The sequence below is a fragment of the Marinoscillum sp. genome (assembly GCF_965229915.1).
GTDB lineage: Bacteria > Bacteroidota > Bacteroidia > Cytophagales > Cyclobacteriaceae > Marinoscillum.
Genome location: NZ_CBDDJZ010000001.1, coordinates 3,249,367 through 3,261,758 on the forward strand (window position 1 = coordinate 3,249,367; position 12,392 = coordinate 3,261,758).

General features: G+C 43.6%; 15 protein-coding genes. 6 read left to right on the plus strand and 9 right to left on the minus strand.

The window, feature by feature from the left end:
* Window positions 1-38 precede the first annotated feature (38 nt).
* Window positions 39-611: an RNA polymerase sigma factor gene (locus ACO067_RS14085; RefSeq protein ID WP_421875020.1), complete on the plus strand. Its 573-nt coding sequence runs from the start codon at window positions 39-41 to the stop codon at window positions 609-611.
* Entirely contained in the window at window positions 598-2,031 is a 1,434-nt protein-coding gene (locus tag ACO067_RS14090) for a TonB family protein (protein WP_421875022.1), read from the plus strand. The genes ACO067_RS14085 and ACO067_RS14090 overlap by 14 nt, the downstream gene beginning before the upstream one ends.
* On the opposite strand, the gene prmC is transcribed toward ACO067_RS14090, so the two are convergent.
* Window positions 2,028-2,870, minus strand: a complete 843-nt coding sequence (gene prmC, locus ACO067_RS14095) for a peptide chain release factor N(5)-glutamine methyltransferase (protein ID WP_421875024.1) — start codon at window positions 2,868-2,870, stop codon at window positions 2,028-2,030. The genes ACO067_RS14090 and prmC overlap by 4 nt on opposite strands.
* 48 nt (window positions 2,871-2,918) lie before the next feature.
* Here prmC and ribD point away from each other — a divergent pair, with 48 nt between their 5' ends.
* Both ribD and ACO067_RS14105 read left to right on the plus strand, forming a co-directional pair.
* Complete coding sequence (gene ribD, locus ACO067_RS14100) at window positions 2,919-3,944, plus strand: bifunctional diaminohydroxyphosphoribosylaminopyrimidine deaminase/5-amino-6-(5-phosphoribosylamino)uracil reductase RibD (RefSeq protein WP_421875026.1); 1,026 nt, start codon at window positions 2,919-2,921, stop codon at window positions 3,942-3,944.
* A complete protein-coding gene (locus tag ACO067_RS14105) occupies window positions 3,937-4,419 on the plus strand; it encodes a GAF domain-containing protein (RefSeq protein ID WP_421875028.1) in 483 nt (160 codons plus the stop codon). Before ribD ends, ACO067_RS14105 begins: the two co-directional genes overlap by 8 nt.
* Before the next feature lie 2 nt (window positions 4,420-4,421).
* On the opposite strand, the gene ACO067_RS14110 is transcribed toward ACO067_RS14105, so the two are convergent.
* The 6 genes from ACO067_RS14110 to ACO067_RS14135 form a co-directional block, all read right to left on the minus strand.
* Window positions 4,422-4,898 carry an RDD family protein gene (locus ACO067_RS14110; RefSeq protein ID WP_421875030.1) on the minus strand — a complete coding sequence of 159 codons (477 nt, stop codon included), beginning with the start codon at window positions 4,896-4,898 and terminating at the stop codon, window positions 4,422-4,424.
* Between the two features lie 115 nt (window positions 4,899-5,013).
* Entirely contained in the window at window positions 5,014-5,670 is a 657-nt protein-coding gene (locus ACO067_RS14115; protein ID WP_421875032.1) for a phosphatidylserine decarboxylase family protein, read from the minus strand.
* Window positions 5,671-5,672: 2 nt separating this feature from the next.
* On the minus strand, window positions 5,673-6,947 hold the full coding sequence (locus ACO067_RS14120) for a Glu/Leu/Phe/Val family dehydrogenase (protein WP_421875034.1): 1,275 nt from the start codon (window positions 6,945-6,947) through the stop codon (window positions 5,673-5,675).
* A 149-nt stretch (window positions 6,948-7,096) separates the two neighbouring features.
* The gene (locus ACO067_RS14125) at window positions 7,097-7,915 is read right to left on the minus strand and encodes a phosphatidate cytidylyltransferase (RefSeq protein ID WP_421875036.1); all 819 of its coding nucleotides are present in this window, start codon (window positions 7,913-7,915) and stop codon (window positions 7,097-7,099) included.
* The gene (locus ACO067_RS14130) at window positions 7,908-8,114 is read right to left on the minus strand and encodes a hypothetical protein (RefSeq protein WP_421875038.1); all 207 of its coding nucleotides are present in this window, start codon (window positions 8,112-8,114) and stop codon (window positions 7,908-7,910) included. Before ACO067_RS14130 ends, ACO067_RS14125 begins: the two co-directional genes overlap by 8 nt.
* On the minus strand, window positions 8,107-9,051 hold the full coding sequence (locus ACO067_RS14135; protein WP_421875040.1) for a CPBP family intramembrane glutamic endopeptidase: 945 nt from the start codon (window positions 9,049-9,051) through the stop codon (window positions 8,107-8,109). Before ACO067_RS14135 ends, ACO067_RS14130 begins: the two co-directional genes overlap by 8 nt.
* Window positions 9,052-9,089: 38 nt before the next feature.
* Here ACO067_RS14135 and dusB point away from each other — a divergent pair, with 38 nt between their 5' ends.
* Window positions 9,090-10,085 carry a tRNA dihydrouridine synthase DusB gene (gene dusB / locus ACO067_RS14140; RefSeq protein ID WP_421875042.1) on the plus strand — a complete coding sequence of 332 codons (996 nt, stop codon included), beginning with the start codon at window positions 9,090-9,092 and terminating at the stop codon, window positions 10,083-10,085.
* 9 nt (window positions 10,086-10,094) lie between these two features.
* Complete coding sequence (locus ACO067_RS14145; protein ID WP_421875044.1) at window positions 10,095-10,982, plus strand: DMT family transporter; 888 nt, start codon at window positions 10,095-10,097, stop codon at window positions 10,980-10,982.
* A 50-nt stretch (window positions 10,983-11,032) separates the two neighbouring features.
* Here the strand turns inward: ACO067_RS14145 and ACO067_RS14150 are convergent, their stop codons facing one another.
* Both ACO067_RS14150 and ACO067_RS14155 read right to left on the minus strand, forming a co-directional pair.
* Window positions 11,033-11,956 carry a hypothetical protein gene (locus tag ACO067_RS14150; protein WP_421875046.1) on the minus strand — a complete coding sequence of 308 codons (924 nt, stop codon included), beginning with the start codon at window positions 11,954-11,956 and terminating at the stop codon, window positions 11,033-11,035.
* 116 nt (window positions 11,957-12,072) lie between these two features.
* Window positions 12,073-12,294, minus strand: a complete 222-nt coding sequence (locus ACO067_RS14155; protein ID WP_421875048.1) for a hypothetical protein — start codon at window positions 12,292-12,294, stop codon at window positions 12,073-12,075.
* Window positions 12,295-12,392: the final 98 nt, after the last annotated feature.

Consider the following 12,392-nt stretch of genomic DNA (forward strand, 5'->3'; position numbering starts at 1 on the left):
ATAATGTTGTAACTATCAGATATACAGCTGTTTTAGAGTTGAAATTTTTTTCTTCACATACTGACCAAAGAACCGATGCTGAATTACTTGAAGCTTTTCAGGAGTCGCACGATTCCCAACTCATTGGGCAATTGTTCAATCGGTATGTGCATTTGGTTTATGGTCTTTGCTTGAAGTATCTGAAAAATCGTGAAGAGGCTCAGGATTCTGTGATGGAAATATTCGAGTCCTTACCATCTAAATTATCCACTCACCAAGTAAAGCATTTCAAGAGCTGGCTGTATATGGTATCCAAAAATCACTGCTTGATGCAGCTAAGAAAGTCATCCCATCAGGAGAAAATGAATGGTGCATTTATGGAAAATGAGGTGATGATGCATCCTATAGAGGAAGAGCAACCAATAGATGATGATTTGGGAGCTTTGGAAAAGTGTTTACAGCAGTTGCGAGCGGAACAACAACAGTGTGTGAGGTTGTTTTATCTAAAAGAGCACAGCTATGAAGAGGTAAGTAAGATGACCTCATTTGCGTTGAAAAAAGTGAAAAGTTATATCCAAAATGGAAAGCGAAATTTGAAAATCTGTCTGGAGAAGAGTCATGTCAGCCAATAAAGACAACATATCGAGAGAAGAAATGAGGCAATACCTGGAGGGTAAACTTTCTGGTAAGCAGGCTCATCGTGTGGAGCGGTATCTGTTGGAGAATGACTTTGCCGAGGAGGCTATGGAGGGTTTTGAGGGTTTTGATCAAGAAGAAATTGATCAGGATTTGGACCTATTGAGATCGAAAGTATCTGGACAAAAACGAAGAGAATTCTTCTACTACATCGCTGCTTCTATTGCTCTGCTCCTCGTGGCTATTAGTAGTGTTTGGTACTTTTCCGAAAGTGTGAATCAAGACACCTTATCTTATAAGCAAGAAGAAAGTGCCAACAAGGGAAAAATTAATTCTAAGTCTTCCACCGAGTCTCCAACCGGGTCTCCTACCCAAGACTTGAAAAAGATGGATCAGCTCAAACAAGAGAATCTGGTAGAAGAGACACAAGCAGTGGTAAATCCAGAGCAAGCAAAGAGAGGTGCAGAGGCAACTAAGTCGAAATCAACCCATCGACCGATTGCTGAGAGCACAACTTCAAAGGATGATGTATTTGAGGAGGAGGTCCTAATTGAAGACGATCTTGTTCTGGCTGAAGTGACTATGGAAGAAGAACAACTACCAGAATCCATCAGAAAGGAGGCTTACTTGGAGGAGGTAGAAGTTACAGATATCGAACTGGATACGCCAGAAATGCAAAATGCACTCACTGGACGTGTGGCCGGAGTCCAGATTCCTGAGAATCGTACTGCTGCTTGGGATTTGGTGACTGGGAGTGTGACTGAAGTCCAGCCTAGCAAAAAAATAATGATTAGAGGAACAGCATCGATCAGTCGTTCAAATGAATACACAGGCCCGTATGTGACTGGTCAAATCACCGATGCTGATGGCAATCCCCTACCAGGCGTGAATGTCTTGATCAAAGGAACTACTACTGGTACTATTTCTGATGTAGAAGGCCATTACACGATTCCTAGAATTGAAGATGGTATCCTCAATTATTCCTTCATTGGCATGGAGTCAGTAGATATCCAAGTAGGTGATCGGGATACTATTGATGTGGAATTGGAAAGCGATGTGCAGGCACTATCTGAAGTAGTAGTAGTTGGATATGGTTCACAAGATGATGAGATTGGGTTTGTTGGAGCAGAACCAGTGGGAGGAATGAAGGCGTATAAAGACTATCTGAAAGCTGAAATGAACTATCCATCAGAGGCGATCAGTAAGGAAGTGGAGGGTAAAGTCATTCTGAAAGTGACTATTTTGGCTTCAGGTGAGATAGGACCTATTGAAGTTCGAAGGAGCCTGGGGTTTGGCTGTGATGAAGAGGCCACCCGTTTGGTCAAAGAAGGACCAGAATGGCAACCAGCCCAACGCGATGGAGAGCCTATAGATACTGAAGTGAGGATTAAAGTGGTATTTGATCGCAACAACTAGCGCTGGGCTTTGATCATGCGATCCTTTCCGTTCAAATCTTTCAAAACTATCACCTTTTGATATCCTAAGCTTTCCAGTAATTCCTTCGTTTCAGTACCAAATCGCTCGTGAATCTCGAAGTATATCTTGCCATTTGGATTCAGATTCGTCTGTGCAAATTCAGCGATCTTACGATAGAAAACCAGCGGGTCAGCATCCTCCACAAACAAGGCTAATCCCGGTTCGTGATCGAGGACATTGGCATGCATTTCTTGTTTGTCCGCGTTCGGGATATAAGGTGGATTACTAACAATAACATCAAACTTATTGTCAGAAGTGATGTCTAATGCATCCATTTGCTGGAATGTAACCTTAGCTCCAAGTTGCTGGGCGTTGTGTTTGGCAATTTCCAGTGCTTCCAGGGAAATGTCCCACGAGGTAATTTGCACCTCTTTCATTTTCAAAGCGAGACTAATTGGAATGCACCCAGTGCCTGTGCCAACATCTAAAATGCTTAGCTTTCCTTGATTTTCGTTCGCGATGAGGTGGACTAATTCCTCTGTTTCCGGTCGTGGGATCAGCGTGTCTTTGGTCACTTTAAATGGATGACCACAGAAATAGGCAAAGCCAACAATGTGCTGGATGGGTACATTATTTAGTAGCTGAGCCAGCGCTTGATTAAGTCTATTTTGTTCATCAGTCGTGAGCACCTGATTGGGTCTGGTCAGCCTGGTCATTTTGGAAACACCCAGCAAGTCCTCCATTAGAATAGTTGCAAGCGAAGTTGCCTCCGCCTCATCGTGGATGGAGCTTAGTTCCTTCACCAGGTGTTGATAGACAATGGAAATTGCAGAATTCACACACGAAGTTAGTCATAGATAATTCAGCCAAACAACTAAATTCGCGACATGACTGATCAGCAATTCATGCAGCGTGCTCTGGATCTGGCTACACTTGGTATGGGCCAGGTCAGCCCTAATCCTATGGTTGGTTGTGTGATTGTACATAATGAGCAGATCATTGGTGAAGGATACCATCGAGCATACGGTGGGCCACATGCAGAGGTAAATGCCGTGGCTGATGTAACAGATAAGGAGTTATTAAAAGAGAGCACAGTTTACGTGACCTTGGAGCCTTGCTCTCATTTTGGCAAGACACCTCCATGCGCAGATTTATTGGTTAGACATCAGGTGAAGAAAGTAGTCGTCTGTAACGAAGATCCGAATCCTTTGGTATCGGGAACTGGCATCAAGAAACTACGCGATTCGGGCATTGAGGTAGAAGTAGGCATCTTGGCTAACAAAGGAGACGAGCTCAATAAACGTTTTTTCACTTCCTTTATCAAAAAACGGCCGTATGTTATTTTGAAGTGGGCACAAACGGCTGATGGCTTTGTGGCTCGGGAAAACTTCGACAGTAAGTGGATCAGCAACCAATACTCCCGGCAGCTAGTACATAAATGGCGATCAGAGGAGGATGCAATTCTTGTTGGAAAAAATACGGCTCTTTACGACAACCCAGCACTAACCACCAGAGATTGGGACGGCAAGAATCCGATACGGATCATCCTTGACAGGAAATTGGAGTTAAACCCGGAATTGAATCTTTTTGATGGACGAGTGAAGACCCTGGTCTTTACGGAAGCTACTGGCCAGAGCAAAGAGAACCTGGAATACATCCAGGTAGACCAAATGACGCCTGGAGTTATACTTGCAGAACTACACAAGCATAACATCACTTCAGTAATAGTGGAGGGCGGAAGTCAGACTTTGCAATCATTCATAGCTGCCAACCTTTGGGACGAAGCAAGAGTTTTTATCTCCCAGAATACTTTTGTCACGGGCATCGCGGCACCTACTATTAAAGGGGAACTAATCACGGAACAAGACGTTTTAGAAGATCAATTATACATTTACAAGAATTCAAATGGCTGAAGAACTACACCTGTCCACGTCCACCGATAAGATTGAAAAATACGAATCGTTAATACCGCAGATCGAGGCATTGATTTCCGGAGAGACAGATTTGGTGGCCAATCTGGCCAACATATCGGCTGCCTTAAAATCTGGTATGGGATACTTCTGGGTGGGTTTCTATATGGTGAAAGGTGAGCAACTGGTCCTTGGACCGTTTCAGGGCCCGATTGCTTGCACCCGTATCAATTTGGGCAAAGGAGTTTGTGGAGAAGCCTGGGAAAAGGCACAGACCATGGTGGTTCCTAATGTAGATGAATTTCCTGGACACATCGCCTGCAGTTCGGATAGTAAGTCTGAGATCGTAGTACCCATCAAAAGGGATGGAGAGGTAATTGGCGTGCTGGATGTGGATAGTGACGAGCTTGACTCGTTTGATGAGGTAGATCAGAAATATTTAGAGAGACTGATGGACAGCCTCTCTAAAAATCAATAAGCTTATTTTTTCACCACGAGAGCACCTGCAATCATATCGTGAAGTGCTTGTTTCTTCTCGGTAAGTCCAGCCATGATATATCCAATATAGATAATCATTTGTGAGACAATCTTACCTAGATTTCTTAAAAGTGCTTTGCCAAAATCCAATGGTTTGCCATCAGTATCTGTAACCTTTAATCCAAGGGCCATTTTCCCAATCGAAGCCTGGTATTTACTTGCTTCCATTAGGCTGAAGTAGATTAGCTCAATCACATAAGCCACAAGGATACTACCAATCATTGTGGAGACCATTCCGATTACCATTCCTATAGCATCTTCTTCTGACATGTATTCCATATTCTCCATGGAAGCCATACTAATACCCAATGCGCCAAGCACAGGAAGTATCACAATCCATTGTACTGTGGAAATCAAGATTTTGTCGACAATGTACGCGACGAATCTTAGCCAAAAACCTGCATATTTTTTCTCTGACATAGTTGTTTAAGTTAGGTTTAAAAATCACACTGAATATACGAAGATTGTACAAAATGAAAAAGCCATCATGACCTAAGCGTCATGATGGCTTTTGAGAGTTTATCTTATCAGTTGACTAAGGCAGTTCGGCTATGACCGTTTTGCCCCCATAGGAAATGTCATCGATATTCACCTTGATCTTCGCATCTAAGGGTAGGTAGAGGTCTATTCGGCTTCCGAATCGGATAAAGCCAAACTTCTCACCTTGCTCCACCGGGTTGCCCGTTTCCGAATAGAAACAAATTCTTCTAGCCACTGCACCAGCAACCTGACGCATCATGATCTCCACGCCTGATTTCAATTTCAGCCCAATAGAGGTCCGTTCATTGTCCGTACTGGACTTTGGATGCCACGCTACTAAAAACTTCCCTGGATGGTACTTGAAGTAAGTTACTTCACCAGCCACCGGACTTCTGTTTACGTGCACATTTAGCGGAGACATGAAAATAGACACCTGGATTCGCTTCTCCTTCAGGTATTCGGTTTCCTCGGTTTCTTCTATCACCACTACTTTCCCATCTGCCGGAGCAATGATGAACTTGTCATTTTTTTCGACTGGAAATTCTGGATCTCTGAAAAATCGCACAATCAGGATAAAGAAAATAACTGCAGCTACAGCCAGTATGATCTGGACAATTTGAAATGGAATTAACCAGTAAAGTCCCGCATAAAGCAAGCCAAGTATGACGGCTGCTATCGGTATGATCTTGTATCCTTCTTTGTGAATGTTCATTGTTAAAATCCTCCTCTGAATTTATAGGTCTTAGCTACCTTGTCGATGGCTACAATATACGCCGCAATTCTCAATGAAACATTGTATTGCTGTGCGGTCTCATACACCTTATCGAATGCAGTTTTCATAATTCTATCCGAACGTCTGTTGACACGCTCGGCAGTCCATTTGTACCCCAGGCGGTTTTGTACCCATTCGAAATACGAAACAGTAACACCACCGGCGTTGGCCAGGATGTCAGGAACAGCCATGATGCCATTATCGTTCAGGATCGCGTCGGCTTTAGCAGAAGTAGGTCCGTTAGCTCCCTCCACAATGAGTTTTGCTTTGATCTTAGGAGCATTTTCTTCAGTGATTACATCTTCTACCGCCGCAGGTACCAGCACATCTACTTCCAAAAGCAGCAACTCATCAGGGCTGATTTTCTCTGCTCCTTCAAAACCTTCAAGAGATCCATTGTTATTATTTCGATATTCAATAGCTTTTTGAATATTGATACCTTCCTTGTTGTAGTAAGCCCCACTCAAGTCAGAAACGGACACGATCGTTACACCGCGTTCGGCCAGTAAGCTAGCTGCCCATGAACCAACGTTTCCAAAACCCTGTACCGCACAAGTAGCTTTGAATGGATTGATTTTCATCTTCTCCATAGCTGCCAAAGCGGAGATCATCACACCACGGCCAGTTGCTTCTGTGCGGCCGAGTGAGCCACCTAATACAAGTGGTTTACCCGTAACAACCGCATTGACTGTCATGCCTTGAGCACGAGAGTAGTGGTCCATTAACCAGGCCATTTCTCTTGGTCCTGTTCCCATATCTGGCGCGGGTATATCTCGGTCTGGTCCAAAGATTTCATGCATGGCTTGAGTAAAAGAACGAGTTAATCGTTCGATCTCACCAGCAGACATCTCTCGGGGATTGCATTTGATTCCTCCTTTAGCACCACCATAAGGAATGTCCACCACGGCGCATTTCCAGGTCATCCACGCTGCCAGTGCTTTTACTTCGTCCAGGTTTACGTCCATATCATATCGGATGCCACCTTTGGACGGTCCTAATATATTGGAGTGAATGACTCTGTATCCTTCAAAAACCTTGATGGAACCATTGTCCATCGTAATCGGAAGGGAAACAATGACTTGCTTTGTGGGGGATTTCAACACATTGTAGACTTCATCATCCAGGCCGAGGTGTTGCGCTGCAATGTGAAATCTTGACATCATTGACTCGAAAGGATTTCCTTTATCCTTAATAGGAGCCGGTTCAATGTAAGCCATGCTTATTAAATGATTAAATAGGGTTATTGTTTATTTGGCAGCAAAACTAGCTCTTTCCGGTAATTAACCCAGCCAGTTGGTGCTCTTTTCGTATATCTATTATGTTTTCGATTATTGGCCTAACTGGTTGCAAAACATAGGGTTTTCTGTTAAAACAATTTCAAGAAAACGACTACAAACGGCACGGCTAGTATTAAGCTATCAAACCGGTCCAAGAATCCACCATGTCCGGGAATTGAGGCTCCGGAATCTTTGATCTGCATGGTTCTTTTAAACATAGATTCTACCAGGTCACCATAGGTGCCGGCAATCACTACTATTAAGGCCACGCTTACCCATTGCCATAAGGCAAGACCTGTGGAATATCTACTAATCAATATGGAGAATGCCACCGCTGTAATAGCACCACCGATGGCCCCTTCCCAGGATTTTTTAGGTGAGTGACGCTCAAATAATTTACGTCTACCAAATCGGATTCCCGAGAAATAAGCTCCGGTATCACTAGCCCAAATGATGAGCATAAGACCCAGCAGGATCTCGTAGCTGTAATACCCATGGTAGTGCACCACCACATTCATCAATGCGAATGGCAATGCCACATAAGTGAGACCCAGGTAGAACAGCGCAATGTTTAGGAAAGGGTTGTTGTCATTTTTCTTATAAAGCTTAATCAGAAAAATGAGTGAAGCCACCGGGAAGATAGCAAAGTAGTATTTGGCATCCAAACTACCGCGAGCCACGAAAAACGATAAGATAAACAGGGAGCATCCAATGACAACCCCAAGTAACCGTATAGGCAAGTAGTTCTGCAGTTTAATCAATCGGTAAAACTCCCACTGAGCGAGTAAGGAGATGGTGAGGAACACGATGAAGTAGCTCCATTCTCCCACAATGAGAGAGGAGATGATAATGGCTGCACCTGCCGCTGCAGAGATAATACGCTGGTATAGTTCGGAGAATTTATTCAAATTGGATTTCGTCGTTTATTAGTTTAATGGCTTTGATCACATGATCAGGGGCTACAAGTATTTCAAAATGTCCTAGTTGATAAGCAGAGTCTTTTTTGTTCAGCAATACGGGGTTCATGTCATGGTCGTCGAGGACTGCTTTGACTATCTCCGCCCGGTATTCAAACTGATCGCGATACACACTCTGCCAATCACGCATCTTTGGTCTTGCTAAAGTAATTTCTGAATAAATATAGCAATACAGATCCCCCGACAAAAAATATTAATATCACATAGGTGGGAGGAGATGTCTCAGCGTCAGTTGGATCAAAGTCCAAAATGGCCAACTGAGAAAGGTACAGCAAGATCAGTGTCAACCCATTGTTGATAAAATGCCCGAGAATAGCCAATGAAAGTGAGCCAGACCAATAGTAGAGGTAGCCAAACAGAGCCCCGAGAAGTATCCTTGGTACTACTCCGTAAAACTGCAAGTGAAAAGCCCCAAAGATGATGGCTGACAACCAGATCCCAACATGATAATTCTTAAAAGCTTTAGCAAACAGGTTCTGAATGAGGCCTCTGAAGAGCAATTCTTCTCCCACAGCCGGGATAATGCCAATGACCAATATGGCAATCAGAAATTGATCGATACTCACAAATGAAGTGAGGTATTCGGTCAGCTCCTCCAGACGTAGCTCTTTTTCCTGCGCCCAGTTTTCAAACCAGGACAGAAACTCCGGCATTTGGATGGACTGGTTCCACTCGATGACAATGCTATTGGAAATAATGAAACAGAACATGATCAGAATGGTCATGAAAATGGGTCTCATCGGTTCTGCTGGTCCAGAGATAAAGTCGGATAACTTCAGCTTGAGATTGGTATAGATAAAGAATATCGGAGCGACTATGAATGCGCCAATTGATGAGATTCCCTGGATAAGCATAATAGGTGCTCTGCCATCTTCAAACGCTGCAGGATTTAACAAAAGGCTCGAAATTTCATTCACACCATAGCCATAAAGTGCGCCGACCATTAATTGAGCTAGAATGGTAAAGGCAAATAAAGAAGCAACAACGTATCCGATTAGTATCAGGAGCAACAACCAGGGAGCTAAACTGCTTTGCCCTCCCGTGGCATTTTTAAGGATATTCAGCATAATTGGCCTAAATTTACGGCAAATTTAAAGATTAGGCTGTGGTCAAAATAGGAAACTTGGAAATTGCGGAATTCCCGCTACTGTTGGCTCCGATGGAGGATGTGAGTGACCCTCCGTTTCGTGCGGTGTGCAAGGAGAATGGTGCTGATTTGATGTATACTGAATTCATTTCTTCAGAAGGTCTCATACGTGATGCCGCCAAAAGTGTGGAGAAATTGGATATCTACGATTACGAGCGTCCAATTGGTATTCAAATTTTTGGAGATAAGATTGAATCCATGCGGCAGGCAGCAGCAATTGCTGAGGAGGCAAATCCAGAGATCATCGATATCAACTATGGCTGCCCGGTGAAGAAAGTGGCCTGTAAAGGTGCTGGGGCTGGAATTCTTCTGGACATCCCCAAGATGCAAGAGATGACGGGAGAAATTGTGAAGGCGGTAAATAAGCCTGTGACTGTAAAAACTCGCTTGGGCTGGGATGATAGCACCATCCGCATTGTGGAAGTAGCGAAACGGTTACAGGATGTTGGTATCCAGGCATTGACCATTCACGGCCGTACGCGTAAGCAGATGTACAAGGGAGTGGCCGACTGGACCAGGATTGCTGAGGTTAAAAATCATCCTGACATCCACATCCCGATCTTTGGGAATGGAGACATAGATAGTCCCGAGAAGGCCCTTGAGTACAAAGAAAAATATGGAGTGGATGGGATCATGATCGGTAGAGCAGCCATTGGCTATCCCTGGATCTTCAACGAGATCAAACACTATATGGCGACAGGTGAGCACCTTCCTAAACCCTTACTGGAAGAGCGAGTGAAAGTGGCGAAGCAGCACCTTGATTTTTCTGTGGAATGGAAAGGTGAGCTGAAAGGCATTTTTGAAATGCGCAGACACTATACCAACTACTTCCGTGGAATACCCAACTTCAAACCGTTCAGGACTCGTCTGGTGGAATCCGAATCTTACGAGGAGCTGAAAACAATTTTGGATGAAATCGCTTCTGTTTTCTCGGAAGTAGAATTTGTAGCATAACATACCTGAATGACCCAAAAAACACCCTTGAAGGCATGGGGCCTTCTGATTACCCTGTCGCTCATTTGGGGTAGTTCATTTATCCTGATCAAAAAAGGATTGCTAGGTCTGGAGCCAATGGAAGTTGGATCTATACGCATATTGTCAGCTTCCTTGTTCTTACTGCCTTTTGCACTCCGCAAGTATCGAAAGATTCGAAGGGAGCACATCAAGTATTTGATTTCTGTTGGGCTTGTGGGGAGTTTCATCCCGGCCTTTTTATTTGCAATAGCCCAAACCAGACTGGAGAGTTCGATTACCGGTGTGCTCAATGCGCTTACCCCTATTTTCACCATTTTGGTAGGGTTGATCTTTTACCATCAAAAGCAACGACCACAGGTATTTGTGGGAGTAGTGGTGGGATTTATCGGTACCACCGTATTGGTACTCGCGGGTTCAGGGGGTGATATGAATAACTTTAACTTTTACGCATTGTTTGTGGTGGCCGCTACTGTGATGTATGCGCTCAATACGAACATCATAAAATACCATTTGTCAGACCTCAAAGCGCTGACAATAACCAGCGTTTCCTTGTCTTTTGTAGGACCTCTAGCTGCTATTCAGTTATTGCTGTTTACGGATTACCCCACAAAACTCATGCATGTGGAAGGTACCCTGTTGGCTACCTCCTTTATTTTGATTTTGGGAGTAGTGGGTACGGCTATAGCACTACTGATCTTCAATCGACTTGTAAGCCTCACAGATCCTGTATTCACCTCCTCAGTGACGTACATCATTCCGGTAGTAGCTATATGTTGGGGGCTTTTCGATGGAGAAGTATTGCTTCTTTCACATGTTTTGGGTATTGGGGGGATTTTGATCGGCGTATACATCGCCAATACCTCCAGGCGCAAATAAGAAACGCCATACGGTAAGGCATGGCGTTTCTTGTATTTTTGCATTTTGCGCTACATTTCTTCTTTGAGCTTGTCGAAATCAAACTCTTTCAGGAAATTTTGAGCTTGTTTCAAATTCTGGAATTCGAAGAGCTTTTTCTCTCCATTGGTACCCTGAATCTCTATCTTGATTAGGTCCAAACGATTGTCATGAGAAAGCGGATCGGCGATAAGCTTTCCTGTACTCAAATCTCTTTCTTTATCCACGTTGGTAGACAGGTTTTGAGTTTTACGCTTGATACGTCCACAGTAGGAGCACTTGTACTCTTTTAGGATTTCGCCATCCTGTGTATTGGTTGGCTGCCTCAAGATCTCCTCTCGTTGCAGTTTCAACGTTTGGAATCCACAACGATCGCATTCGAGGGCGTTGAGATGTCCTTTGTACTTTTCAATTTTGGTCTCACCAGTGGCCTCATCGATCCACACATCGTAATCCACCGAGAAGGCATCCTCTTCTGCTTGCATACCTTCATCCAGGTAGGCATCCTCCTCATCCTCGCTCAGGAGCTTCATGGTATTGCCATTGGAAGGGTTGATTCGGGGTGTGTAACGTAGCCTTTTGAGCTTTTTGTCTAGTGGGCCAGGATAGTAATACTTGAAAATCAAGTAAGCTATGTATCCATGCAGTGTACCAAAACAGAGTCCTATAAACACTCTGATGAATACCCACATTGGACTAAGTGAAATCACATCCTGATAGGTAGTGTTCACTATAAATACGATGCCTGCAGCGATTACGTAATTAGCATTAAGGTATGTCTTCGTCTCACTTCGGCTGGCTAAATCAAATTTAGCCTTTAAGGAACCTGCAGAGGCGTAGCGTATCCAATAGGATAGAACCAAAATTACTGTAAGGGCGGCAGCACCGAGAAATAGGTACCACATGGCCTGGTGCCATATGTCTAGAAAAGCTAAATATGCACTGTTCTCTTCCATAAGGGTTTTTCAATAAGCTGAATAATAATTATTTCTCGTATTCCGCTAAAATAACCTTATTTACGCAACATCAAAGTATTTCTGTTGCTCAAAATCCATATCAATTGATACAATTATTAATGGTCGGAGGAATCAGTAGAAAGGTTAGACGATTCTTGAGCCATGAAATTGGATGAGAAGTGAGCGGATACAGTAGTGGAGTCTGGGGACAAATGAAGGACACTTAAAGATGATTCTTTTAGCGAGGAGAAGTATGGTTTGATATTCTTCTCTGCTTCCATCAGAAAAGCGAAAAAACTCATCAGTAGTATCAACGATATGATTCGATTTTTTCTCATGATCACTTATTAGATGCATGCATTTACTGGATTGTTGCATCCTCATCAAAAAAAATACTTTGGTCAATGCAGATAGTTACTCGATCTCATGAAATACT